This is a genomic window from Polynucleobacter necessarius (assembly GCF_900095175.1).
Lineage (GTDB): Bacteria > Pseudomonadota > Gammaproteobacteria > Burkholderiales > Burkholderiaceae > Polynucleobacter > Polynucleobacter necessarius_I.
The window spans coordinates 862,979-888,967 of the sequence record NZ_LT606946.1 but is presented as its reverse complement, the minus strand read 5'-3'; the positions used below and the strand labels follow the sequence as shown (position 1 = coordinate 888,967).

Sequence of the window (25,989 nt, the reverse complement as noted above, 5' to 3'; positions counted from 1 at the left end):
GGGGTTTTAGGGCTTAAGGTCATGAGCTTTTATCATAGCTTGATGAGCAGAAAATTTCAGCGAAGAACTCTTTTCATAAAGCATTCCAACGGTGGGGGATGGAAAACCTACGGACTTTACCTGCTTGCTATTCTGATTTTGGTGTACGGGACCATCTTTTTGTGGCCTGTCGTCCCATCTGCATCAAATGTTTCAGGGGGTTCTGCTTACAAAATTAAGATTGCCCCTCAATTCGGCCTACCCTCTATTTCCAAGCAGTTAGCGGCACAGGGCATATCGTCCAATGTGTTGACCTTTCAGATAGCCGCAAGAGCGTTATTAGTTGGCTCAAAGCTGAAACCGGGAACCTATCTACTACCTCCCCGCGCTAGTCTTGGGAATATCCTGTTGCAGATTGCACGAGGTGATCGAGTGCGAGAGAGCATAGCAATTATTCCCGGCATGACTATATGGCAGCTGAGAGCTCTCATTGACAATCACCCAGCATTGATACATCAAACCAAAGGCATGAGCTCAAAGGAGTTATTGCAAGCTCTTGGCCTCTTCTATCCAGGTGATGAGGGACTTTTTTATCCAGATACCTATATTTTTGACCCAGATGACCCCGATATTTCCATTTACAGAAGGGCTTCACAGGCAATGCAAAAGCAGCTTAATGCCGTTTGGGAGCAAAAAAATGCCGCCTTACCACTTAAATCCCCCTATGAGCTTCTCATCCTGGGCTCAATAGTGGAAAAGGAAACTGGACGGTCTAGCGACCGATCCCTAGTTGCCGCAGTATTTATCAATCGACTGGATTTGAATATGCCATTGCAGACTGATCCAACGGTGATTTACGGTATTGGGCCTCGATTTGACGGTAATCTTCGAAAAGCAGATTTACGTAAAGACAGTCCCTACAATACTTATATGCGTAAAGGTTTGTCACCCACTCCAATAGCCATGCCAAGCAAAGAGTCTCTCCAAGCCGTAATTAATCCAGCAAAGAGTGATGCAATTTATTTTGTGGCACGAGGTGATGGCAGCAGCCATTTTTCAAAAACATTAAAAGAGCATGAAAGCGCCGTTGACCAATTTCAACGTAAACGTAGTGGCCCAACTAAACCGAATTCACAACAATCTTTATGACGACTCCATTTCCAGGTTATTTCATTAGTTTTGAGGGTATTGATGGTGCCGGCAAGAGCACGCACATTGAATCATTTAGTCAGCTCTTAAAACAGCGCTATGCTGACCGTGAAGTTGTTATGACTCGGGAGCCGGGCGGCACTCAATTAGGTGAACAGCTACGAGCCTTATTGCTTGATGCCCCCATGAATTTAGAAACTGAAGCTTTACTTATGTTTGCAGCTCGTCGTGAACATATTGCTCAAGTAATAGAGCCCGCATTGAAGGCCGGAAAGATTGTTATTTCTGATCGCTTTACCGATGCTAGCTTTGCTTATCAAGGCGGAGGACGGGGCTTAAGCTTGACCAAGTTAAATGATTTGGAACAGTGGGTGCAGGGGCGTCCAGACGGCACATTACTTCAACCGAATCTAACTTTTCTTTTTGATTTACCCGGCTCAATTGCCGAAGCTAGAAGATCCAAGGTGAGGGCACCTGATAAATTTGAGAAGATGGATTTGGATTTTTTTGAGAAGGTACGTCAAGAGTATCTTCGTAGAGCAAAGGCTGATCCAAAACACTTTTATCTTGTTGATGCCACCAAAACGCCAGATGCAATTTGGAGCGAGCTTGAAGCACTGGAGATCAAACTCTAAATGAGTGATCTGATATTTCCAACTGAGTCGGCTAAGAAAATAGCGCCTTGGCTTGAACCCATCTGGGCTGGGCTTGATTTAACTGCATTTCCAAATGCAGTATTGATTCATGGTCAATCAGGTATTGGAAAGTTTGAGTTTTCTATTGAATTAGCTAAAGCGCTTTTATGTGAGTCCTCATCAAACGCGAAACCCTGCAATCAATGCGAAGCTTGTCGGTGGTTTGATTCGGGAAATCACCCTGACTTTATTGCCCTCGTGCCTGAGACACATCGCAAACTTTTGCCTCATGGTGACTTTGATTCTGAGGTTGACACCCCTAAAAAAACTAAGGCCGCACAAGCTGACAGTGATAGTGATGGGCCCGAGAAGAAAGAGAAGAAAAGTATTTCCATTGAGGACGCTAGAAGTGCAATTGAAGGGCTATCGATTGGATCTCACCGGGGTGGGAATCGAGTAATTTTGGTTTATCCACTAGAAATGCTGAGGCCAGATTCTGCGAATACTTTATTGAAGTCTCTCGAGGAACCACCCAAGAATACGATCTTTATTTTGCTTGCTGATCGCCTTGATCGTGTTTTGCCAACGATTCGCTCTCGTTGTCGCTTATTGTCTGCGCCACGACCAGATCGATTAAGTGGCTTAATTTGGTTGCACGCTCAACTTAATAAAGTACCTGACCTAAAAATAAGTGATGCCGATATTGAGTCCATCTATGATGAACAGGGTGGGGCGCCTTACGCAGTGTTTGATTTCTTGAAGGCGCGTCACAAAGATGAAAAGGATGAGCTCACTATAGCTATCCAAGCCTCGCGATATTTATTGCAGGCAATGTCGCAGGGCGCTCGCATCAATTGGTTGGATGCTGCAGATAAGACGCAAAAGGCACGCTATTCAGTTCTGCTGACAACTATGCAGCGCTGGGTCTCAGACCTGCAGAGTTGCGCTCAATTAGGCTCACCCCGTTATTACCCAAAGCATGAGGACTCAATTAAGGCCCTAGCTAAACAGGTCTGCCTACCAAAGTTGCTTCGCTTCTGGAAGTCTTTAACACAGGCGCGGCGTCATGAAAATCACCCTTTGGCAACTCGCATTCAATTAGAAGCCTTACTTTCTCAGTTCCAGCAGGTATTTGAAGATTAAAATGGCGAGTCATGTTCATAGACTCACACTGCCATCTCGATTTCCCAGAATTTCAAGCCAGACTTCCTGAGGTTTTAGCCAATATGGCTGCCTGCAAGGTTAGTCACGCGCTTTGCGTTTCGGTTGATATTCCTGATTTCCCCAAAGTACGAAAACTTGCTGAGGATCATGCTCATTTATTTGCCTCGGTTGGAGTTCATCCGGATTACGAAGACACGCCAGAGCCTAGCTTTGAATTTTTGGTTGAAGAGGCCAAACATCCCAAAATCGTTGCTATAGGTGAGACTGGTTTGGACTACTACCGCATGGGTGATCGCAGCTACGAATCCATGGAATGGCAAAGAGAGCGATTTAGGACCCATATCAGAGCCGCCGTAGCATCCCAAAAGCCCCTCATCATCCACACGCGCTCATCTTCAGTGGATACCCTCAAGATCCTAAAAGAGGAGGGTGCTGATCGAGTTGGCGGGGTCATGCACTGCTTTACAGAAACTGCTGAGGTAGCTAAGGCAGCCATCGAGATGGGCTTTTACATCTCGTTTTCAGGTATTGTGACCTTTAAAAGCGTCAAAGATCTTCAGGAAACCTGCAAACAAGTCCCGCTGGATCGCATGTTGATTGAAACCGATTCACCTTATTTAGCCCCAATTCCTTATCGCGGCAAGACCAATGAGCCAGCCTGGGTCTCCAAGGTGGGTGAATTTGTAGCCAACCTTAAGGGCGTTTCTGTTGAAGGGATTGCAGAGAGTACTTCTAGTAATTTTTTCCAGTGTTTTCATATAAATAGAGCAATTTCATGAGAAATTCATTTAAATTAATTTTTGCTGTAAATGCAGTCACACTGTGCCTTTCTAGTGGCTTGTTTGCCCAGACGGCTGATCAAATCGATGACTTTACAAAGGCCGCTAAGTTTGATGATGTTTCTGAGGTTCAGTCCTTGCTCAAAGCTGGCCTTAGTCCAAATACCTTGGATCCCAAGGGCAATCCCATGTTGATCGTTGCTATTCGCGATAAATCCAAGAAAGTAACTGATTTACTCCTTGCCAACCCAGCAACTAACGTCAATTTGGCTAATAAGAGCGGTGAAAACGCCCTAATGATGGCCGCGTTTGATGGTGATCTGCCAACAGTCAAGATGTTGGTTCTGGAAAAGAAGGCTTCTGTGAATAAGCGCGGCTGGGCACCAATTCACTATGCGGCTACTAACGGGCATCTACAAATTGTTCAATTTTTAATGGCCCATGGAGCTAAGGTCAATGCCTTTAGTCCTAGCGAAACGACGCCTCTCATGATGGCTATAGGGTCTGGGAATGAAGGGCTTATTAAGTATTTGCTAGATAACGGCGCCGACTTGAGTTTAAGAAATCATGAAGGCTACACAGCGATTGATATAGCGCAGTTATTTGGTAAAGACGATATTCGTGATGGCCTGACATCAAGATGGCAAAAGCTTTATAAAGAGCCTTATCCAGGCGGTCCAAAGAAGTCACCTACATAATTGATATTCTTGTTAATTGCGTATAATCATTATTATGTCAAATAAGAAATGAATCTAGAAAGTCTTGGTATCAACTATGGCATTTAGTAATTTATTAGAAAGGCTTCCAGGCCTAAACTCCCTACCCAGTATTAGCAATCTGTTTTCTGAGGTTAATACCGACGTAGGCAATAGCGAGTTAGAAAATAAGCGGGTTTATGGTGCTAACTTTTTGTCCTACTTCATAGTCATCTTATTGATTGTTGGCATACATCTTCTAGAAATCATTGCCTGGACCTACATCTGTATTGGCTTACAAGTTTTTCCTACCAACCTCCAAACGCTGTATTTCGCTGGGGAGATGTATACAACCGTTGGTTTCGGTGATTACACATTGATCGAGCGCTGGAAAATCATTCCCATCATCACTTCATTTAGTGGAATATTTGCGGTATCCCTCTCTGGTGCCGCACTTTACACCATGATGGGCGCCTTACTGGGAAAGCCTCAAAACCCTAAATCAGGCTCAGGGTTTTAGGCCGACCGATTAGTTAATGAGCTTAGAGCTGTCAATAGGCGCTCTTTGCTTAAAGACTAACTCAAGCACCCGACCATTTGATTCTAGTGAGCGCATTCTGCCGGGCAGCGAATCCAAATCTTTTGCTAACCAAATATCGACTTGGCGTTTGTAGGGGCTGCTTTCACGTTGCATCAATGCATAGTGGCGATTGATTGACTTACCAAGGCTGGGTATGTCCTCTGACGCGTTTTCGCCATAGCTTTTAAATTGCCACATCTCTAAGGTGTCGTAATCGACTACTGGAATACCGCGAATCGACCCTGCCTCATCAATTTTGTCGCTTCCATTTAGCAATGATGCCAATTGAAACATCAGGCTAAATCGATCTTGTGTACCGGGAACAATTTCTGGAGTGTGATTAGGCTTTTCTGAGAAGAACATATTTCCACTGCCCTGACCATCGCGATCGAATCGAGAGTGCCTAGGCGGCTTGTCACCGCGCTTAGTCCAGTAAATTGCCGGAGCAATTCCGTATGCATCGACTGAGCCACGGGATTCAAATACAAATGGCCCAACCACTGCATAAGGGATATTGATGTAAAGACGGTATTGATTACCTTCTGCAATCCAATCAAGTTGCGCCGTTTGGTAAAGCTGTCCATCTACATAAGCATCAAAATAATAAGTACCAGATTCGGGCAATTGAAATGCTTGGCCTGATTGATCCCCCGGACCACCCTGCTTTCCTTTGCCATCACCGTCGGCATCGGGTAATGGGTCCGCTGAAACTGCGTTGGCGCTCTTGGGCTGCGCTCTTTTTTTTGGCGCGCGAGAGTTGAATTGAGAGTTGAATCTTCTTCGGTGGCTCAACTCGTAGATCTGTTTTGATGATGAGATCTTCTGATATTGCCGGTGCGCTACTAAACGAAAGAAAAGGTATCCCGAAAAATAAAATGAGGTGACCAGCAATAGATAGAAAAATTGTGGCAATCAGAATCCACAGAGATTTTCTGCGAATAGATGCAAGCAGATCGCCAAAAAAATCAATCAAGACATTAATGCTCGATAAAGTCGATCACCGCCGGAAGATGGTTGGCATAGTCAGCAATTCCATGATCACTTCCTTCAAGGATAAGCTGTTTTGCACCCGGGTAAAAAGCAGACATCTCCTTCCAATCGAGGAGCTCATCACCTTTTGCGGCAATTAAAAAATATCGCTCTGGATTGGAAATGGACTCGACTTGTAGATTACGCAATTGATCAATATATTCAGCTTTAAAGTCGAAAGGTTCTTCGCTGTCATATGCTGTCATCATGCCCACATGCGGTTCCAATTCCCTGGCTGCATACACAGCAGGATTGAGTGCAATAACTTTGCATTGATATTTTTCAGCAAGGTAGTTTGTATAAAATCCACCTAAAGATGATCCAATAATCACTATGCGATCAGCCTGAGATTGATCAATGTGCTTAATCACCATATCCATACTTTCTTTTGGTGATGCCAGTAATTGTGGGCAATACCATTCATAGCTATTTTCATTATTTGAAAGCGCCCTCACCGCCTCACCAGTCATGATCGCCTTGGTGGAGTTTGGTGAGGAACGAAAGCCATGAAGGTAAACCAACAGAGTTCTTCTCATCAGTGCGCCTTAAGCTTTCTGCCCAATTTCAAAGTTCGCCATTTTCTCTAGCGCCTTGACCATGGCTGAATGATCCCAAGCTTTACCACCATGTGCAGTACAAGAGTTGAGCAATTCTTGCGCTGTAGCAGTATTGGGTAGCGATACGCCTAATGCTTTAGCACTACTGAGTGCGAGGTTTAGATCTTTTTGATGGAATTCAATTCTGAAGCCAGGATCGAAAGTGCGCTTGATCATACGCTCACCATGAACTTCTAATATCTTGGAACTGGCAAAGCCTCCCATTAGTGCTTCGCGCACCTTAGCAGGATCGGCACCCGTTTTAGCAGCAAATACCAAGGCTTCAGCAACCGCTTCGATGTTTAAAGCAACAATAATTTGATTGGCTACTTTAGTAATTTGACCAGCGCCATTGCCACCAACTAAGGTGATATTTTTGCCCATCAATTCAAAGACGGGTTTGACCTTTGCGAAAGTTGCTTCACTAGCGCCTACCATGATGGTCAAGCTCGCTGCCTTTGCCCCCACTTGGCCGCCAGAGACGGGAGCATCCACGTACTCACAGCCTAGGGCATTAATACGCTTGGCAAACTCTTGAGTTGCAATCGGAGAGATTGAACTCATATCGACAACAATCTTGCCAGCCGTTGAACCTTGGGCAATGCCATGATCCCCAAAGAGAACTTTTTCCACATCAGGGGTATCTGGCACCATGGTGATAATGATGTCTGCTTTATTGGCGACCTCTGCTGGGCTAGAGCAAGCAATTGCAGCGCTATTGGCTAGCTCTTCTGGAATTTTGCTACGGGTGGTAATAAATACTTCATGACCAGCGGCCACTAAATGGCCTGCCATCGGGGCACCCATAATTCCTAATCCAACAAAACCTAGTTTTAACTTGCTCATCATGTCATCCTTAGTTATTAATTATTTGACTTACTAATTTGCCGCTTTATTTCAATATTGATTCACCAATTTTTTATCTACTGCTAGCTTATTCTTGCTCATACGGACCCATCCACCCAAGACCTGCTTCAGTTGATTTGAGAGGTTTGTATTCGCAACCGATGTAGCCGCTGTATCCTAGTCGATCTAATAAACCAAAGAGATAGTCGTAGTTAATTTCACCGGTGCCGGGCTCATTGCGACCTGGATTGTCGGCTATCTGAATGTGGGCGATACGGCTAAAGTACTTTTGGATCGTATTGCAAAAAGGCGTTATCTGCACCAACAGCATCCAAAATAGCAATATCCTGCTCTGTCTTAGATAAGTAAAAGCCTGGGATATCAAAGGTATTGATGGGCTCAATCAAGAGCTTCAAGCCCGCTTTTTTAAGTTCGCCAGCAGCGTATTGCAAATTAGCAACCAGGGTATCGTGCAACGCCTTTGGGGCTGATCCTGCAGGAACCTTTCCAGCAAGACAATTGAGCTGGGGCACACCCAAAATGGTGGCGTATTCAATTGCTTTAGTAACCCCAGGGCGAAATTCTGCAACCCGATCAGGCAAACACGCAATACCGCGTTCTCCCGCTTCCCAATCACCAGCAGGTAGGTTATGCAGTGCCAGCTTTAGGGCATTGTGGTCTAGAGCTGATTTAATCGCCTGAACATCAAATGCATAGGGAAAGAGAAATTCAACAGCCTTAAACCCGCCGGTCTTGGCTAGCGCAAAACGCTCCAAGAATGGGACTTCATTAAATAGCATGGTGAGGTTAGCAGCAAAACGGGGCATGGAATTCCTTTAGCTTGAATCACTCTGAAAGGACTGATGTTGTCAAAGATGCTTATAAATTTCCTTGAGCACCATGGGATGGCACTTTAAGTGAATTTGGGGGTAAAAATACGCTAATATCATGTTAGAAATACACATTATTAAGGAAAGTTATGAAAATCAAATTCACCCCAGTTACCCTTGTAGCCGCCGCCCTTTTAGCAGGCCCTGCACTCACAATGGCTCAAACCTCTAGCGCACCAAATGCGGTTGTGGTTGATGCTGCTGTTACTGACAATATTTTTCAGCTGTATGAGGGTACCGTTACTAAGATTGATAAGAAAACACGCACAATTTTCTTTAAAAACAATGAAGGTGAATCCAAATTCGTTGCAGGCCCTGAGATCAAAAACTTTGATCAAATCAAAAAAGGTGACCAGCTGAGCGTAACCTATCAACTCGCTGTTGCAATTGAACTGATCAAGACTAAGAGTGATGGAATTCGTAGCAAAGTGGAAACTTCCTCTGAGGTTGCCTCTAAGCCCGGTGAAAAGCCAACGCGCACGATTACCAACACCACTACCATCATTGCTGACATCATTGCTGTAGACCGCCCTAAGAAGCTTGTTTCCGTTAAGGGACCTAGTGGGAAAGTTACCGTCGTAACAGTAAAGAACCCGCAGCTGTTAGCCGATGTAAATGTTGGCGAACAAGTTAAGGTGATTTATTTTGATGCAATGGCTGCATCTATCACCACCCCGAAAAAGAAGTAAAAAGTATTGAGTAAACGCAGGGATCTCATTTGAGCATTCGCATCTATTGGGTCCTTGCACTTGTCGCCCTACTCTCAGCTTGTGCTAACACCACTCGCCCGGGAGCAGTTGGCGTAAACCGATCACAGTTCATGATGGCTTTATCCGAAGAGGTGAATCGCCTTTCTGCTGTAAGTTACAGCGAACAGAATCAAAAAGCAAAAGAGAAAAATATACTGGTTAGCTCTGGGCCTACTTACAATCGCTTAAAGTTGATTGCCAATAGGTTAATTCCCCAGACTGAGGCATTTAGAGATGACACCAGGCAATGGGATTGGCAACTAACCCTCATTGATGCGCCAATACTGAATGCTACCTGCGCACCTGGTGGAAAGATTACTTTCTACACCGGAATAATTGAACAACTCAATCTTAATGATGATGAAATAGCTGCCATCATGGGTCATGAGATTGCCCATGCATTAAGAGAGCATGGTAGGGAGCGCGTATCTCAAGCGGTAGCGCAAAATGTATTAGTAAATATTGCTTCAGTTCTAGCTGGCCCCTATGGTTCTGCAGTAAGCGCTGCCAATCAGGTGGCCCACTACGCAATCGTTTTACCTAACTCACGAGAGAATGAGTCTGAAGCAGATGCAATTGGGTTGGAGTTGGCAGCAAGAGCAGGCTATAACCCCAGGGGTGCAATTAGCGTATGGCAAAAGATGCTAAGAGCCACCAAAGATAAAAGCTCTCCTGAGTTCCTATCAACACACCCTTCTGGCGAAACTCGTATTGAACAATTAACTGCTCTAATGCCAGCGGTTGAGCCCATCTACAAAGCGGCACCTAAACCGCCTTCAAGTAATCAAAAAAAGATATAACTCTTCAATAGAGTACATTTAAGTGTGATAGATCGATTCTGTCACCGGAATAAGCATAATCTATCAAGGGGGAATTCATGGAAAAGCTAACAGCTCGGCAGCGTTATTTAATTGCCGTTATTGTCATGGCAGTGCTAATGTCAGGCCCCTTTTTGGCACTTGGCTCATATGCTTGGTTCGAAGGGGTCGAGGAGCACCGCGCTATTTTTCTTCAGTATTTATAGCAGCTTTTTCCTCTTGGAGTTGCGCTCACCTTAGGTGCTTTGATATTGGGCTTTGTGGTGCTCAATCGACTGTTTAATACATATGTCACTGGTATTGCCGCTACCTCAGAGCGCCTTAAAGTTATGCTCAATAGCAATCGAGAATTGCGCCTTGAACTTCAGGGTCCACCAGAATTGCGTGAAGTCATTCATGCCATGAATCGCTTGGCTGATCAACGGGATCACAAGATTGATGAGATTGAAGAAAAAATTAAAGAGCAGATTTCCATCTATCAATCACTATGTGATAGATCGGCAGATGCCTCACTATTGGATAGGCCATTGGCGAGTCTTATTTACACAGCGTTTGATACTGAAACAACGGGCTTGCAACCGAGTCATGGCGATGAAATTATTCAGATTGGTGCACTAAAAGTCTCCAGTGAAAAGATCCATACCGATGAGACCTTTGAAGCCCTCATTGACCCAAGGCGCTCAATTTCTGCAGAGAGTATCAAAATTCATGGAATAACCCAAACAGAAGTAGATGGAAAGCCCACCATTGATCAGGTGTTACCAATTTTTTATGAGTTTTGCGATGGCAGCGTACTACTTGGCCATAACGTTGCATTTGATATGCGGTTTTTGCAGTTAAAAGAGCAGTCAATCCATATCGCCTTTAAGCAACCTGTTATTGATACCTTGTTGCTTTCAGCAGTAACCTACCCAAATCAGCCACTTCATAGCCTGGAATCCAGTATGGCGCTCTTAGGGGTGCAAATTGAGCATCGTCACAATGCCTGCTCTGATGCAGTCGCTACAGCGCAAGTATTTTTAAAGCTAGTTCCTCTATTGGAAGAGCGTGGGATTATTACGCTTGGGCAAGCGATTGAAGCTTCCAAGAAAACACCCTATGCAAGACTTTCTTACTGATAGGGATGGGGAAATAAAAAAGGGCCAAAAGGCCCTTTTTTATTGTTATTGGCGGAGCGGACGGGACTCGAACCCGCGACCCTCGGCGTGACAGGCCGATATTCTAACCAACTGAACTACCGCTCCAATACAGCGAGTGCTACTTGTGTCACTACTTACTGCTCACAACTAGCCAAAAATTTTGGCGTCCCCAGGGGGATTCGAACCCCCGTACTCACCGTGAAAGGGTGATGTCCTGGGCCTCTAGACGATGGGGACCTGGACTACTGCTAAAACTAATACCGCTATTTTAAATGCTTGGTGGAGATAAGCGGGATCGAACCGCTGACCTCTTGCATGCCATGCAAGCGCTCTCCCAGCTGAGCTATACCCCCGTAATCTCGTTAAAAATCTACAAGACACTCAAATCAATCTAAGATTTTATCCTATTTTTGTAGGAGGACGCAAATTATGCTCTAGACGACCTTGGAAAGCCTTTGTACGACCTCATCCTTACCCAAAACAACCATGACAGAATCAATCGCCGGGGTCTGTGTTGTCGCAAATAAGGCGTAGCGAACAGGCATAGCTAAGGCTGGCATTTTGATCTGGTGCTTGGCTAAAACTTCTTTAAAAGCAAGCCCATAAGCTGCTTTTGTATGCTCTGCTAATTTAACCGCCTCGATCAAATCTTTTAATGCCGGGATGATTTCAGCGGGAATGTTTGCAGTGATTTGCTCTGCACTATGTGCGGGTGCAGGTAGATAAAAAAGCTTTGCGCCTTCTGCAATTTCTATCAGTGTGTTAGCACGATCTTTCAATAATCCCACGACTTGAACAAAGTCTGGACCATTTTCTGTATCGATGCCTAACTCGTGAGCGAATGGCTTAGTGGCCTCTGCCAAGATAGCGGGATCGGCATTCTGAATATATTGATGATTAAGCCAAAGTAATTTTTCAGGGTTATGTTGTGCGGGTGAGCGGCCGAGACTGTCTAGATCAAACCAATTAATAAACTGCTCTTTAGTAAAAATCTCCGCATCACCATGGGACCACCCTAACCTTGCCAGGTAATTCAGAATGGCTTCTGGCAAATAACCTGCTTTTTGGTAATCACGCACGCTCATAGCGCCATTACGCTTGCTCATTTTTTCGCCAGAGTCATTGAGGACTGTTGGTAAATGGGCATATACCGGTGGTGTTCCGCCAAGCGCCTTCATGATATTGATTTGGCGAGGCGTGTTATTCACATGATCATCACCGCGAATGACGTGGGTGATGTTCATATCGAGATCATCCACCACAACGCAGAAGTTATAGGTCGGAGTGCCGTCGGGTCGAGCAATCACTAAATCATCCAACTCATCATTGCTAATTTCGATTTTGCCTTTAACTGCGTCTTCCCAGATAACGGATCCACCTATAGGGTTCTTAAAGCGAATTATCGGCAGAAAACCTTCAGGTATTGCTGGCAGTGTTTTTCCTGGCTCTGGGCGCCATTGACCGTTATAGCGAGGCTTTTCTTTATTGGCCATCTGATGGTCGCGGAGCTTATTAAGCTCTTCTTCGCTCATATAACAAGGGTATGCAAGACCAGCATCCAACATCTGCTTCACAACTTCACGGTAACGATCAATGCGTTGCATCTGGTAAATCGGGCCCTCATCCAAATCAAGGCCAAGCCAGGCCATACCCTCAATGATGACGTCTACCGCTTCTTGGGTAGAACGCTCAATATCGGTATCCTCGATGCGCAGAATAAAGTCACCCTTATTGTGGCGAGCAAAAGCCCATGGGTATAAAGCGCTGCGCAGGTTGCCCAAATGAATAAAGCCCGTTGGACTGGGGGCGAATCGTGTACGTATTTGCATAAATGACATTATCTCAGGTCAGCTTAGAAATTGGCCATTTAGGACTCAATTCTGAAAAAAGTGGATACTTTCACCTATGAACGAATTACTTGTATTTATGTGTGATGGCGCCCCGGTCCGTGGGGAAATTGTTTCCATTAGTAGTGCCTGGCAGGCCGTTTTGGAGCGTCGTAATGATCCTCCTGTAGTGCGCCGAATGCTGGGTGACTTTGTGGGCGCAGCGACCCTCTTGAGCGCCAGCCTTAAATTTGATGGGACCTTGATTATTCAAGCCCAGAGTAAAGGTCCTATTCAGCTTCTCGTGGTTGAATGCAAATCTGATCTAACTATGCGCGCCACAGTCAAACTCTCCGTAGAGGCAGATAGTATTGATCCCAACGCCACGCTAGGTGAATTACTAGACGCAGACAATACTGGTCGCCTCGTCATTACCCTAGACCCTTCGGACCGTCAGCCCAGTCAACCGCCCTATCAAGGCATTGTGGCCCTCCAAGAGCATCGTGGCACGGTTATTAAGCCCGTTACTAGTGCTGCTGAAGCCATTGCTTTGTACATGCAAAATTCAGAGCAGCTAGATACCCGGATTTGGCTGGCATCAAACGACACCCATGTAGGTGGGTTGCTTTTGCAGCGCTTACCTGACTCTGGGGATCATACCCACCTAGATCCGCAACTTGTAGCTGAAGGCTGGACCAGAATTCAGACTCTTGGTGAGACGATTACAAATGAAGAATTGCTAACCCTTTCGCCCGAAACCATACTGCGTCGACTTTTCTTGGAAGAGTCAGTAGAAAGTGGTGTCCGCAGTTTCCCAGCTCGCCCTGTTCGTTTTAGTTGTCGTTGTTCGCGCGCCAAGGTGGCCGATGTCCTCAGAATGCTGGGCGAAGAGGAGGTTGAAAGCATTCTTGCAGAGCAAGGTGCGGTAGAGACTGAGTGTGATTTTTGTGCCAAGGCCTATCGCTTTGACGCCGTTGATTGTGGGCAAGTTTTTAAAACAGATTTGTTAACAGATGCAACGAGGCCGCCATCAAGCGGTCACTAGGAAACAGTACCAGCGTTTAGTGCTTGTTGGCTTCACGCCATCTGCATCATTTGCAGTGGGTTTTTCAGTTGGCAAAATTTGAACGAAAAATTCACCATCCTTAATCATGCCATGCTCAACACGAGCACGTTCTTCAATTGCGCGGGTACCCTCTTTTAAATCTTTCACATCACCAGTGAGTTTGGCATTGCGCAAGCTGAGCAGGCTATTTTTAGCCCGCTGCAAATCGAGCTGCCTCTCCATTTCATAAACCTTGAGCCACCCACCCCTACCCAACCAAAGTGGATACTGTATTGCAATCAGCAATAACAGCATAGAGTAGATGGCGATACGCATAGACTAAAAACCAGCGAGTGATTAGCGCTTGAGGTTGTAAAAAACAGATTTTCCTGGGTAGGTAGCAACATCGCCCAAATCTTCTTCAATACGCAATAACTGGTTGTATTTAGCAATACGATCAGAGCGAGACAGAGAACCAGTCTTGATCTGGCCAGCATTCGTGCCAACAGCAATATCAGCAATAGTGCTGTCTTCTGTTTCACCGGAGCGATGAGAAATCACTGCAGTGTAATTAGCACGCTTAGCCATTTCAATTGCAGCAAAGGTCTCAGTCAATGTACCAATTTGATTAATCTTAATGAGGATAGAGTTAGCAATCCCTTTCTCAATACCTTCTTTGAGAATGCGCGTATTGGTAACAAAGAGATCATCTCCAACTAATTGGATTTTCTTGCCCAATTTTTGAGTAATGTCAGCCCATCCATCCCAGTCGCTCTCATGCATACCATCCTCAATCGATACGATTGGAAATTGATCCGCTAAATTGCCAAGGTAGTCTGAGAATTCACTTGAGCTTAACTGCAAGCCTTCGCCCGATAAATGGTACTTACCATCTTTATAGAACTCACTAGCGGCACAATCCAAGGCTAATAGGACATCTTCACCGGCTTGATATCCAGCACCCTCAATAGCCTTCATGATCGTCTGTAGGCACTCTTGATTGCTCTCAAAGTTCGGGGCAAAGCCGCCCTCATCTCCAACTGTAGTTGGCATGCCTTGTGCGCCGATGATTTTCTTCAGCTCATGGAAGATTTCAGCGCCACAACGTAAAGCTTCACGGAAACTTTGAGCGCCGACAGGCATCACCATAAACTCTTGGATATCCAAGCTGTTATTTGCATGAGCACCACCATTGACGATATTCATCATTGGGACTGGCAACTGCATACTGCCTGATCCGCCAAAATAACGATACAAAGGCAAGCCAGCTTCTTCTACAGCAGCGCGTGCTACAGCCATAGAGACGGCTAGAGTTGCGTTAGCACCTAAGCGGGCTTTATTGTGTGTGCCATCCAATTCAATCAAGGTGTGATCAAGGAATGCCTGTTCGCTTGCATCCAGACCTAAGATCGATTCAGCGATCTCGATATTAATATTTTGAACAGCCTTCAGAACGCCTTTACCCAAGTAACGTTCTTTATCTCCATCGCGAAGCTCAATGGCCTCACGTGAACCGGTTGATGCGCCTGATGGTACAGCCGCACGCCCCATAACGCCTGACTCAAGCAAAACATCGCACTCAACCGTGGGATTGCCGCGTGAATCTAAAACTTCTCTACCGATGATGTCAACAATGGCGCTCACGCACCTTCTCCTAAGTAAAAATGAATTTGGGGTGTTACTTGAAACTATCTTCTAAAAATGAACCCGGCTTTTTAACAACGGAATCAATCGCCACTAAAGACTCAAGCAACTCTTTCATGCGATTAAGCGGAACAGCGTTCGGGCCGTCTGAAAGTGCTTTAGCTGGGTCTGGATGCGTTTCCATGAATAAGCCACTGATACCAACAGCAACAGCAGCACGGGCAAGTACTGGCACAAACTCACGCTGCCCACCACTTGCATTGCCTTGACCACCAGGTAATTGAACTGAATGAGTGGCGTCAAATACAACTGGAGCCTTAGCTTCGCGCAAAATGGCCAAGCTACGCATATCTGAAACCAAGTTGTTGTAACCAAATGAAGCGCCGCGCTCACACACCATAAATTGATCTGCAAGATTAGCCTCAGCCGCCGCCGCACGAGCTTTATCAATTACGTTCAGCATTTCATGAGGGGATAAAAATTGACCCTTCTTGAAATTCACTGGCTTACCACTTTGAGCGCAAACTCGAATGAAATCAGTTTGACGACATAAAAAAGCTGGCGTCTGCAGAACATCAACCACTTTTGAAACCGGTGCAATTTCACTAATGTCATGAATATCGGTCAACACTGGCACACCAATTTCACGCTTAACGCGGGCAAGAATCTCAAGCCCCTTCTTCATGCCTAAACCTCTAAAAAAGGTTCCAGATGAACGATTGGCTTTATCAAAAGAAGATTTGTAGATAAATGGAATGCCTAGTGAAGTAGTTATTTCTTTAAGCTCGCCAGCAATATCTAAAGCAGATTGCTCTGATTCAATGACGCAAGGACCCGCTATCAAAAAGAAGCGATGATCTAAACCGATATCAAAACCGCATAACTTAAATGCACTCATCTATTTCTCCTAGGCTGCTTGCTTTTGAGTAGCAGCTTGATGAATTAATGACGCTTTAATGAAGGCAGAAAACAATGGATGACCATCACGTGGAGTCGATGTGAATTCTGGATGGAATTGCACGCCGAAGAACCAAGGGTGAATAGAGTTGGGTAACTCCATCATTTCAGGTAGAGACTCATTTGGTGTTCTAGCAGAAATAATCAGACCAGACTTTTCAAGACGCGGTACATAAAGATTATTGACTTCATAACGATGACGATGACGCTCGTTGACTTCAGGGCCATAGATTTCATGAGCTAAGGTGCCCGCCTTTACTGGGCAACGCTGTGAACCTAAACGCATAGTGCCACCTAGGTCAGAATCGTTAGTACGTTTCTCAACGCGACCTTCACGATCAACCCACTCGGTAATTAAAGCAACCACTGGACTCTCGGTATCTGGATCAAACTCAGTACTGTTTGCCTGAGCAATATTGGCAACATGGCGCGCAAATTCAATCACGGCCAACTGCATACCTAAACAAATTCCAAGGTACGGAACATTATTCTCTCGGGCATAACGAATGGCGGCAATTTTACCTTCGGTGCCGCGTTTACCAAATCCGCCTGGGACCAAGATAGCATCTAAATTTTGAAGACAATCTACGCCATCTTTTTCAATCACTTCGGAGTCAATGTAGTTGATATTGACGCGTGTGTGATTGTGAATACCTGCATGACGCAAGGCTTCAATCAGTGACTTATAAGATTCGGTTAGCTCAACATACTTGCCCACCATACCAATCGTTACTTCATGCTGTGGGTTTGCTAATTCATAAACTAAATTCGCCCAAACCGATAAGTCCGCAGGCTTAGCTTCGATATCCAATTCACGACAAATCAAATCATCCATTCCCTGCGCTTGAAGCATTTCAGGAATCTTATAGATAGTAGCAACGTCCCATACTGAAATCACAGCCTCTCCGCGTACGTTAGAGAACAGTGAAATCTTAGAGCGCTCATCTTCTGGGATGGGGCGATCTGCGCGACATAATAGTACGGTTGGCATGATGCCGATTTCGCGCAACTTTTGTACTGAATGCTGGGTTGGTTTTGTTTTTAACTCCCCGGCACTAGCAATGTAAGGAACCAAAGTCAGGTGCACAAAGGCGCAACTATGTCTTGGCAGACGGATACTCATCTGGCGTGCTGCCTCAAGAAACGGCAAAGACTCGATGTCCCCTACTGTTCCACCGATTTCACAGATTGCAATATCAGCATTGCCATCATGACTTGCTTTTACGCCACGCTCTACAAATGCTTGAATCTCATTCGTAATATGGGGAATCACCTGAACAGTTTTACCGAGATACTCACCGCGACGCTCTTTGCTGATCACGGACTCATAAATCTGGCCAGTAGTGAAATTATTACTCTTACGCATCTTTGCCGAGACAAAGCGTTCATAGTGACCCAGATCGAGGTCCGTTTCTGCGCCATCTTCGGTTACAAAGACTTCGCCGTGTTGAAGCGGGCTCATGGTCCCAGGGTCAACGTTGATATAAGGGTCTAATTTTAGGAGGGTGACTTTCAGGCCGCGGGATTCAAGAATCGCGGCAAGCGAGGCAGCTGCGATTCCTTTCCCTAAAGAAGAAACCACACCACCAGTGACAAAAACGTATTTGGTCATCGCTTAAGCTCTGTTGGAAAAAGTAATTATAACGATAGCCACTCTTTGGGCATAAATTCTTTCCCCTTCCAATTACATATGGGCCTCTGGGGCTGACTCATAAATATTGACCTATTTTCTGAGCTAATTTTTTCTAATTGCATGTCGATTTTTGAGGTATTGGAGCGCCCCTAGCCCTCCCCCTATGATGGAAATTGCCAAATCGTTGATCAACCACTCAAACTCAGCAGAATTTGCCTATTTTTTAAGCATTTTGATGAATTTTGACAATTAAGTCTTATATAAGACATGAATTAGGAATTACAATAGACTGGATAGGGAAACACGCCCTGCTTAGCCTTACTGTTGATAACTCTTACCCAATAGGAAACACGATGCTAGAAGCCTACAACGCCCAAGTTGCCGAACGCGCAGCCCTTGGAATTCCAGCCCTCCCCCTGACTAAAGATCAAACAGCCGAACTGGTTGGCTTGCTCAAAAATCCTCCAAAGGGAAAAGAGGCGGAGTTGGTTGAACTCATTACTAATCGCGTGCCTGCAGGTGTTGATGAAGCAGCTAAAGTAAAAGCAGAGTTTTTGGATGCTGTTGCTAAGGGTACCGAGAAAACACCTTTGATTTCACGTATCAAAGCAACAGAACTCTTGGGTACTATGCTCGGTGGCTACAACATTAAGCCACTAGTAGAGTTGCTCTCCGACTCTGAGTGCGCAGCTACTGCAGCAGCAGCATTGAAAAAGACATTATTAATGTTTGACTATTTCCATGATGTTCAGGAATTAGCAGAAAAAGGCAATGCACAGGCTAAGGAAGTATTGCAAAGCTGGGCTGATGCCGAGTGGTTTACAAGCCGCCCTGCTGTGCCTGAAAGCATGAAACTTACCGTATTCAAAGTCACTGGTGAAACTAATACCGACGACCTGTCCCCAGCTCCTGATGCATGGAGTCGCCCAGACATCCCACTACATGCAACCATTATGTTGAAGAACCCACGTCCAGGCATTGAGCCAGACGAGGCAGGTGTTCGCGGCCCAATGAAGCAAATTGAAGCCCTCCAGAAAAAAGGCAATCAAATTGCTTACGTTGGTGACGTTGTTGGTACAGGATCTTCACGTAAATCTGCAACCAACTCTGTGTTGTGGTGGACTGGTCAAGACATTCCATTTGTTCCGAACAAGCGCTTTGGTGGTGTTTGCTTGGGCACCAAGATTGCTCCAATCTTCTTCAATACGATGGAAGATGCTGGCGCATTACCAATCGAGCTCGATGTTTCCGATATGAATATGGGCGATGAAATTGAATTGCGTCCATACGAAGGTAAGGCATTTAAGAATGGCAAAGAAATTGCTTCTTTCTCACTCAAGTCACCCGTAATTTTGGATGAAGTTCGTGCCGGTGGTCGAATTCCTTTGATCGTCAGTCGTGACCTCACAGCCAAAGCGCGCGCAGCACTTGGCTTGCCAGCCTCTACAGAATTCCGCATCCCGGTTAGCCCGCCTGATAACAAAAAAGGTTTCAGCTTGGCACAGAAGATGGTTGGCCGTGCTTGTGGATTGCCAGAAGGTCAAGGCGTACGCTCAGATACATATTGCGAGCCACACATGACAACAGTTGGCTCACAAGACACCACTGGTCCAATGACCCGTGATGAATTGAAAGATTTGGCCTGTTTAGGATTCTCTGCTGACTTAGTCATGCAGTCTTTCTGCCATACATCTGCTTATCCAAAACCAGTTGATATTCGCACTCACCATGAGTTACCAACGTTTATGACTAACCGCGGTGGTGTTGCATTACGTCCAGGCGATGGCGTGATCCATAGCTGGTTAAATCGTTTGCTCTTGCCAGATACCTGCGGTACTGGTGGTGATAGTCATACCCGCTTCCCAATCGGCATCTCCTTCCCTGCTGGCTCTGGCTTAGTTGCCTTTGCTGCTGCTACTGGCGTAATGCCATTGGATATGCCTGAGTCAGTCTTGGTTCGCTTCAAAGGAAAAATGCAGCCTGGCATCACTTTGCGTGACTTGGTAAATGCGATTCCTTTGTACGCTATCAAGAAAGGCTTGTTGACTGTTGAAAAACAAAACAAGAAAAACGTTTTCTCTGGCCGCATCTTAGAAATCGAAGGTTTGCCTGACCTCAAAGTTGAGCAAGCGTTTGAGTTGTCTGATGCTTCAGCAGAACGCTCTGCCGCTGGTTGCGCGATTCAATTAAGCAAAGAGCCGATCATTGAATACATGCGCTCCAACATCACTTTGATGAAGTGGATGATCGCTAATGGCTACGAAGATAAGCGTACTCTAGGTCGTCGCATCAAAGCGATGGAAGCTTGGATCGCTAAGCCTGACTTGCTTAAGGCTGATGCCAATGCAGGCTATGCCGAAGTAATCGAAATCGATATGAGCGAAATTAAGGAGCCAATCTTGGCCTGCCCTAACGATCCAGATGACGTGAAGTTCCTGTCTGAAGTATCTGGCGAGAAAATCGATGAAGTGTTTATCGGCTCTTGCATGACCAACATTGGTCACTTCCGTGCAGCTGGCCAAGTTCTTCAGGGCAAAAAGGATATGCCTACCCGCCTGTGGGTAGCACCTCCAACTAAGATGGACCAGATGATTCTGACCGAAGAAGGCTATTACGGCATCCTGGGCGCTACTGGTGCACGTATGGAAACTCCGGGCTGCTCACTCTGCATGGGTAACCAGGCGCAGATCCGCAAAGGTTCCACAGCGGTCTCCACTTCAACTCGCAACTTCCCGAACCGTTTAGGTATCGATACACGTGTGTACCTCGCTTCTGCTGAACTTTCTGCCGTTGCCGCACTCTTGGGTCGCCTACCAACGCCACAGGAATACTTCGAGCAAATTGAGTCTTTGAATGCTAAAGCTGGTGAAGTTTATAAGTACATGAACTTTGACAAGATTAAGTCATTCAGTGATGTTGCTGACACAGTGACAGTCTAAGCATTAATGAGCCCTGAAGTTGGGGCAATAAAAAAGGCGATCCGTTGATCGCCTTTTTTCTTATCTAAATTTAGCTAGATGCAGAGTTTATTTTCCTGATGGGCATTTTCTCTATTCAGGCCAGATGCCCATGAGTTGGTAGGTAACCCAGTTTTTTCCATAATCAATTTAGCGCGCTTTGAGACTTCCTTCCACTCAACATCTAATTGTGGGCCTTTGAAAGCAATCGCCACTACATTGCAATCATGAGATTCCGGAAATAACAAAACGCGATTATCAAAGGCTTCACAGATGTTATTGAGATTGATATCGAAGCTCTTATGACGAGAAAACAAGTTCACTGTTAAGACGCCAGGCGATTTTAGGATGTCGTAACAGCCCTTATAAAAGTCGAGAGAGCTAGCAGCTGGGCCATCACAAATAGCATCATAGAGATCAACCTGTACTGCATCAAAGTGACTCTGATACTTGGCGCTTTGTACAAAAGCCTTTGCATCAGTTTGCAAAGTTTCTAGGCGACGGTCATCATCTGGCGTGAAAAACATACTTCTAGCTGAAACAATTACAGAAGGATTTAGCTCAACAACGGTTGTTTTTACAGCCGGGCAATAGCGATGCGTAAACTTCGTGAGCGCACCCGTTCCTAGGCCAAGTTGAGCAATACGCATTCCAGGCTTAGTTTCTAAAAACAGTAGCCAGGCCATCATTTGCTGGTTGTATTCCAGATAGATTTCATCTGGATCACGTATACGCATCGCACCCTGAATTAATTCGCTACCAAAATGCAGATAACGTACTCCACCACTCTCAGAAAATGTCACCGGCTCCATTGCCATAGATGAATCTGACATTAAATTACTTTGCCCAGACTCTAGCGTTGCGGAATAAGCGCATCCAAGGGCTAGCACCATCCGGCGTATCCAACCATTCCTTTGGCGCCCAGCTCATCTGTACAGCTCTAAATACACGCTCAGGATGCGGCATCATGACTGTGAAGCGACCATCTGGTGTGGCTACACCCGTTAAGCCGCCAGGCGAGCCATTCGGGTTCATTGGATAAGTTTCAGTCGGGTTGCCTTGGTGATCCACAAACCGCAGGGTGGCCAAGCCCTGCTTCTGAAGAGTTTCTAGATTGCCCTGTTGACTAAAGTTGGCAAAGCCCTCGCCATGTGCAATCGCAATTGGCAATTGACTGCCTGCCATCCCCTGGGTGAAGATCGAAGGCGAAGCCATTACCTCAGCCATCACAAGGCGAGCTTCGTATTGTTCAGACTGATTACGGGTAAATTTAGGCCATGCCTCTGCACCCGGAATGATTCCTGCAAGATTGCTCATCATTTGGCAACCGTTGCAGACGCCTAAGGCGAAGCTATCTTGGCGATTGAAGAATGAGGAGAACTGATCGCGTAATTGAGCATTAAAGAGAATGGTTTTCGCCCAACCCTCGCCAGCTCCCAATACATCTCCGTAGCTAAATCCACCGCAGGCAACCAAGCCACGGAAATCATCTAACTTGGATTTACCGGAGAGTAAATCTGACATGTGCACGTCATAAGAATCAAAACCAGCCCAGTTCATGGCGTAAGCCATTTCAACGTGGGAGTTAACGCCCTGCTCACGCAATATAGCAACTCTAGGTCTAGCATTCTTGTTTATGAATGGCGCTGCAATATCGTCCGCAATATCAAATGTCAGCTTTGGTGACATTCCAGTATCGGCAATGTTATCGAGGAGAGCAAACTCACTATCAGCACAATCTGGGTTATCACGTAAGCGAGTAATCTGATAACTAGTATTTGTCCACATCTTTTGGAGCACTTCACGTGGCTCTGCAAAGATGCTCTTAGCGTCACGCCAGATTTCAATACGGCCATTGGTATTAGGTTTGGCAATCACATGGCTATAGGCACTAAGAGCTAGTTTACGCAACACTGTAAACACCGCATCACGATCAGATTTACGAATCTGAATTACAGCGCCGAGCTCTTCATTAAATAAAGCACGCATCGTTTGCTCATGGCGTCGGCCGGACACTTGTTGTGCCCAGTTCTTGGCATCACCCCAATCAGCTTCTTGACCAACATCTACTGCAATCATATCGACGTTGATAGATATGCCGGTATGAGATGCAAAAGCCATCTCTGCAATACAAACAAATAGGCCACCATCAGAACGATCGTGATATGCCAACAATTGATCTGCCTTGCGCAACTCAATGATTGCATTTGCAAGTGCCTTTAGATCTTCGGGATGATCTACATTGGGAGCTGATTTACCGGATTGATTGAGAACTTGAGCCAGAATACTGCCAGCCATGCGGTTCTTGTCGCGACCCAAATCAATCAAAATCAATTCAGTTTCTAGGGCTGCGCCAGACTCATCTTTGAGTTTTAGCAAAGGTGTTGTAGTTTTACGAACGTCCTGAACTGCAGCAAAAGCTGAAATAATGAGTGAGACTGGAGAAACTACTTTCTTGGCCTGATTACCCTCTTGCCATGCAGTAGCCATCGATAGAGAATCTTTACCTACCGGGATAGAAATACCCAGTGCTGGGCATAAATCCATGCCAATCGCTTGAACTGAGTCATACAGCTTCGCATCTTCTCCGGGTGCACCACAAGCAGCCATCCAATTAGCGGACAGCTTGACATCTTCTAGGCGACGAATATCTGCAGCCAATAAGTTAGTAATAGCCTCGCCTACCGCCATCTTGGCAGCGGCGGGTGCATCAATTACAGCCAATGGAGTGCGCTCGCCCATCGTCATCGCTTCACCACGATAGCCTTTGTAATCCATCAAAGTAACTGCGCAGTCTGCAACAGGAACTTGCCATGGACCTACAAATGGGTCACGGGCATTCAGACCGCCAACAGTACGATCACCAATAGTGATCAAGAAAGATTTACTGGCCACAGTTGGCTGCTGAAGAACCCATGCAATACATTGGGCAAGATCGGCATCAGTGACATTTAACTCATCAAACTCTTGAGGAACACGCGTGACATCGCGATGCATACGCGGTGGCTTGCCAAGTAAGACTTCCATTGGCATATCAATCGGCATTGCAGCATCAGTACCGGCAACTTCTTTGCTATCGCTTAACTGAAGTTGACGCTCGGTAGTTGCCTCTCCAACCACAGCAAAAGGACAGCGCTCGCGCTCACAAAGTGACTTAAAGAGCTCAAGGTCTTTAGCTTCAATTGCCAGAACATAGCGCTCTTGAGATTCATTGCACCAAATCTCGGCAGGACTCATGCCACTCTCTTCAAGTGGAACTTTGCGTAATTGAAATTGTGCACCTAAGCCAGCACTATCTGCTAGCTCTGGAAATGCATTAGAAATACCGCCAGCACCCACGTCATGAATAGAAACAATCGGATTATTCTGGCCCATAGCAATACAAGAGTTAATCACCTCTTGTGCACGGCGCTCCATCTCAGGATTGCCACGCTGAACGGAGTCGAAATCTAAATCTGCAGTGTTAGTACCAGTTGCAACTGAACTGCCGGTTGCCCCGCCCATACCAATACGCATACCAGGACCACCCAATTGAATAAACAAGTGACCCGCTTTAATTTGCTTCTTTGCTGTATAAATCGAATCAATGTTGCCGATACCAGCTGCAATCATGATTGGCTTGTGATATCCGCGACGAACACCCTCTAAGGTTTGCTCAAATACGCGGAAGTAGCCACCCAATATTGGTCGACCAAATTCGTTATTAAATGCAGCACCACCCAATGGCCCATCAATCATGATTTGGAGAGGTGTAGCAATACGCTCAGGTTTTCCGTACTTTTCCGACTCCCACGGCAAATCAGTCCCAGGAATATTGAGGTTAGATACGGAGAAGCCAGTGAGACCTGCTTTAGGTCGTCCACCAATACCAGTCGCACCTTCATCGCGAATCTCGCCACCAGCGCCCGTAGAGGCGCCAGGGAATGGTGCGATTGCTGTTGGGTGATTGTGTGTCTCAACCTTCATTAAGGTATGAACTAGACGCATGTCTTTTTCATATCGATGTTCTTGACCTTTTGGCGACCAAGTTTCTGACTCAGCTCCGACCATTACTGCTGAGTTATCGGAGTAAGCAACGATAGTGCCCTCGGGTTGAAGCTGATGCGAATTGCGAATCATCGCAAATAAGGATTTCTCTTGATCATCGCCATCAATCGTCCAGCTTGAATTGAAAATCTTATGGCGGCAATGTTCGCTATTTGCTTGGGCAAACATGATCAATTCAACATCACTTGGATTTCGCTCAAGACGAATGAAATTCTCAACGAGATAAAGCACTTCATCTTCAGATAGCGCCAACCCTAACTCTTGGTTCGCTCTATCTAAGGCAGATCTCCCTTCAGTGAGAACTGGGATGCGCACAAATGGTTGATCAGGTAGAGATTGATATAAAGCACTGGCTTCATTCACATTAGAAATCACAGCCTCAGTCATCCGATCATGAAGCGCTACCAATACCAATTGCTCCTCTTGTGCGCTGAGGGATTTTTTACTTTGCCACGCATATTGAACACCGCGCTCGATGCGCAAAACATCTAATCCACATTGACGTGCAATATCCGTTGCTTTACTAGCCCATGGAGAAACTGTGCCAAATCGGGGAATGGCAATCGCAGAATGCTTATCGGCGGCTTTACTAAATAAGGAGCCACCTTTCAGTTGAGATATAAAAGGTTGGCCATAAGTCAGAAGACTCTCGAGCACCTCTTTGTCTTTGGTATTGAGCTCAGACTCAGACCAAATGAAATGAAGGTATTGAGCCTCTATGGACTCAAGTTGAATTCCCTGGGCTGCGAGCGAAGCTAAAAGTCGCTGTTGGCGGAAGGCTGAAAGGGCATTTGCCCCGGGCAAGCAACAGAATGATGACATGCCAAGATTA

At 45.8% G+C, this 25,989-nt stretch carries 22 protein-coding genes, 3 tRNA genes and 1 pseudogene; 12 read left to right on the top strand and 14 right to left on the bottom strand.

Annotated features, from left to right (window positions below):
• Nucleotides 1-42: 42 nt before the first annotated feature.
• From mltG to DXE44_RS04560, 6 genes are all read left to right on the top strand, one after another.
• Entirely contained in the window at nucleotides 43-1,128 is a 1,086-nt protein-coding gene (gene mltG / locus DXE44_RS04585; protein ID WP_174221118.1) for an endolytic transglycosylase MltG, read from the top strand.
• Nucleotides 1,125-1,763, top strand: coding sequence for a dTMP kinase (gene tmk / locus DXE44_RS04580; RefSeq protein ID WP_114652979.1), 639 nt, complete (start codon nucleotides 1,125-1,127; stop codon nucleotides 1,761-1,763). The genes mltG and tmk overlap by 4 nt, the downstream gene beginning before the upstream one ends.
• The gene (locus tag DXE44_RS04575) at nucleotides 1,764-2,906 is read left to right on the top strand and encodes a DNA polymerase III subunit delta' (protein WP_114652977.1); all 1,143 of its coding nucleotides are present in this window, start codon (nucleotides 1,764-1,766) and stop codon (nucleotides 2,904-2,906) included.
• Between the two features lie 11 nt (nucleotides 2,907-2,917).
• Complete coding sequence (locus tag DXE44_RS04570; protein WP_114652975.1) at nucleotides 2,918-3,706, top strand: TatD family hydrolase; 789 nt, start codon at nucleotides 2,918-2,920, stop codon at nucleotides 3,704-3,706.
• Nucleotides 3,703-4,404 carry an ankyrin repeat domain-containing protein gene (locus DXE44_RS04565; RefSeq protein ID WP_114652973.1) on the top strand — a complete coding sequence of 234 codons (702 nt, stop codon included), beginning with the start codon at nucleotides 3,703-3,705 and terminating at the stop codon, nucleotides 4,402-4,404. The genes DXE44_RS04570 and DXE44_RS04565 overlap by 4 nt, the downstream gene beginning before the upstream one ends.
• A 76-nt stretch (nucleotides 4,405-4,480) precedes the next feature.
• The gene (locus tag DXE44_RS04560; protein WP_114652971.1) at nucleotides 4,481-4,921 is read left to right on the top strand and encodes an ion channel; all 441 of its coding nucleotides are present in this window, start codon (nucleotides 4,481-4,483) and stop codon (nucleotides 4,919-4,921) included.
• Nucleotides 4,922-4,930: 9 nt separating this feature from the next.
• Here the strand turns inward: DXE44_RS04560 and DXE44_RS04555 are convergent, their stop codons facing one another.
• The 4 genes and pseudogenes from DXE44_RS04555 to DXE44_RS04540 all read right to left on the bottom strand — a co-directional run bounded on the left by DXE44_RS04555 (nucleotide 4,931) and on the right by DXE44_RS04540 (nucleotide 8,279).
• Nucleotides 4,931-5,773, bottom strand: a complete 843-nt coding sequence (locus DXE44_RS04555; RefSeq protein WP_197712839.1) for a DUF3108 domain-containing protein — start codon at nucleotides 5,771-5,773, stop codon at nucleotides 4,931-4,933.
• Nucleotides 5,774-5,958: 185 nt separating this feature from the next.
• Nucleotides 5,959-6,546, bottom strand: coding sequence for a YqiA/YcfP family alpha/beta fold hydrolase (locus tag DXE44_RS04550; protein ID WP_114652968.1), 588 nt, complete (start codon nucleotides 6,544-6,546; stop codon nucleotides 5,959-5,961).
• A 9-nt stretch (nucleotides 6,547-6,555) separates the two neighbouring features.
• On the bottom strand, nucleotides 6,556-7,452 hold the full coding sequence (locus DXE44_RS04545) for a 2-hydroxy-3-oxopropionate reductase (RefSeq protein ID WP_415065178.1): 897 nt from the start codon (nucleotides 7,450-7,452) through the stop codon (nucleotides 6,556-6,558).
• Nucleotides 7,453-7,540: 88 nt separating this feature from the next.
• Nucleotides 7,541-8,279 (bottom strand): annotated as a pseudogene (locus DXE44_RS04540) (hydroxypyruvate isomerase family protein).
• 152 nt (nucleotides 8,280-8,431) lie between these two features.
• On the opposite strand from DXE44_RS04540, the gene DXE44_RS04535 reads away from it, so the two are divergent.
• The 4 genes from DXE44_RS04535 (at nucleotide 8,432) to DXE44_RS04525 (ending at nucleotide 11,027) form a co-directional block, all read left to right on the top strand.
• Nucleotides 8,432-9,031 carry a hypothetical protein gene (locus DXE44_RS04535; RefSeq protein ID WP_114652964.1) on the top strand — a complete coding sequence of 200 codons (600 nt, stop codon included), beginning with the start codon at nucleotides 8,432-8,434 and terminating at the stop codon, nucleotides 9,029-9,031.
• A gap of 29 nt (nucleotides 9,032-9,060) precedes the next feature.
• Nucleotides 9,061-9,891 carry a M48 family metallopeptidase gene (locus DXE44_RS04530; protein WP_174221117.1) on the top strand — a complete coding sequence of 277 codons (831 nt, stop codon included), beginning with the start codon at nucleotides 9,061-9,063 and terminating at the stop codon, nucleotides 9,889-9,891.
• A gap of 77 nt (nucleotides 9,892-9,968) precedes the next feature.
• Nucleotides 9,969-10,115 (top strand): hypothetical protein, encoded by a 147-nt coding sequence (locus DXE44_RS10085; RefSeq protein ID WP_162785878.1) that lies wholly within the window; start codon nucleotides 9,969-9,971, stop codon nucleotides 10,113-10,115.
• Nucleotides 10,116-10,154: 39 nt separating this feature from the next.
• Complete coding sequence (locus DXE44_RS04525; protein ID WP_197712838.1) at nucleotides 10,155-11,027, top strand: 3'-5' exonuclease; 873 nt, start codon at nucleotides 10,155-10,157, stop codon at nucleotides 11,025-11,027.
• A gap of 49 nt (nucleotides 11,028-11,076) precedes the next feature.
• On the opposite strand, the gene DXE44_RS04520 is transcribed toward DXE44_RS04525, so the two are convergent.
• The 4 genes from DXE44_RS04520 to gltX form a co-directional block, all read right to left on the bottom strand.
• Nucleotides 11,077-11,153: transfer RNA gene (locus DXE44_RS04520), tRNA-Asp, on the bottom strand.
• Between the two features lie 56 nt (nucleotides 11,154-11,209).
• Nucleotides 11,210-11,285, bottom strand: a tRNA-Glu gene (locus tag DXE44_RS04515).
• Between the two features lie 40 nt (nucleotides 11,286-11,325).
• Nucleotides 11,326-11,401 (bottom strand) — tRNA-Ala (locus DXE44_RS04510).
• Between the two features lie 81 nt (nucleotides 11,402-11,482).
• The gene (gene gltX, locus DXE44_RS04505; RefSeq protein WP_114652962.1) at nucleotides 11,483-12,886 is read right to left on the bottom strand and encodes a glutamate--tRNA ligase; all 1,404 of its coding nucleotides are present in this window, start codon (nucleotides 12,884-12,886) and stop codon (nucleotides 11,483-11,485) included.
• 67 nt (nucleotides 12,887-12,953) lie between these two features.
• Here gltX and hslO point away from each other — a divergent pair, with 67 nt between their 5' ends.
• The gene (gene hslO / locus DXE44_RS04500) at nucleotides 12,954-13,919 is read left to right on the top strand and encodes an Hsp33 family molecular chaperone HslO (RefSeq protein ID WP_114652960.1); all 966 of its coding nucleotides are present in this window, start codon (nucleotides 12,954-12,956) and stop codon (nucleotides 13,917-13,919) included.
• On the opposite strand, the gene ftsB is transcribed toward hslO, so the two are convergent.
• Genes ftsB through DXE44_RS04480 form a run of 4 tightly spaced genes read right to left on the bottom strand, consistent with a single transcriptional unit; the run spans nucleotide 13,905 to nucleotide 18,132 of the window.
• Entirely contained in the window at nucleotides 13,905-14,255 is a 351-nt protein-coding gene (gene ftsB, locus DXE44_RS04495) for a cell division protein FtsB (RefSeq protein WP_114652958.1), read from the bottom strand. The two genes, hslO and ftsB, sit on opposite strands and share 15 nt — an antisense overlap.
• A gap of 21 nt (nucleotides 14,256-14,276) precedes the next feature.
• The gene (gene eno, locus DXE44_RS04490) at nucleotides 14,277-15,563 is read right to left on the bottom strand and encodes a phosphopyruvate hydratase (protein WP_114652956.1); all 1,287 of its coding nucleotides are present in this window, start codon (nucleotides 15,561-15,563) and stop codon (nucleotides 14,277-14,279) included.
• A gap of 34 nt (nucleotides 15,564-15,597) precedes the next feature.
• Nucleotides 15,598-16,461 (bottom strand): 3-deoxy-8-phosphooctulonate synthase, encoded by an 864-nt coding sequence (kdsA, locus tag DXE44_RS04485; RefSeq protein WP_114652954.1) that lies wholly within the window; start codon nucleotides 16,459-16,461, stop codon nucleotides 15,598-15,600.
• 9 nt (nucleotides 16,462-16,470) lie between these two features.
• Nucleotides 16,471-18,132, bottom strand: a complete 1,662-nt coding sequence (locus tag DXE44_RS04480; RefSeq protein WP_114652952.1) for a CTP synthase — start codon at nucleotides 18,130-18,132, stop codon at nucleotides 16,471-16,473.
• A gap of 374 nt (nucleotides 18,133-18,506) precedes the next feature.
• On the opposite strand from DXE44_RS04480, the gene DXE44_RS04475 reads away from it, so the two are divergent.
• Complete coding sequence (locus tag DXE44_RS04475; protein ID WP_114652950.1) at nucleotides 18,507-21,092, top strand: bifunctional aconitate hydratase 2/2-methylisocitrate dehydratase; 2,586 nt, start codon at nucleotides 18,507-18,509, stop codon at nucleotides 21,090-21,092.
• Nucleotides 21,093-21,166: 74 nt separating this feature from the next.
• On the opposite strand, the gene DXE44_RS04470 is transcribed toward DXE44_RS04475, so the two are convergent.
• Nucleotides 21,167-21,943, bottom strand: a complete 777-nt coding sequence (locus tag DXE44_RS04470) for a spermine/spermidine synthase domain-containing protein (RefSeq protein WP_231970572.1) — start codon at nucleotides 21,941-21,943, stop codon at nucleotides 21,167-21,169.
• A 4-nt stretch (nucleotides 21,944-21,947) separates the two neighbouring features.
• Nucleotides 21,948-25,979, bottom strand: coding sequence for a phosphoribosylformylglycinamidine synthase (purL, locus tag DXE44_RS04465; protein ID WP_114652946.1), 4,032 nt, complete (start codon nucleotides 25,977-25,979; stop codon nucleotides 21,948-21,950).
• Between the last annotated feature and the right edge of the window lie 10 nt (nucleotides 25,980-25,989).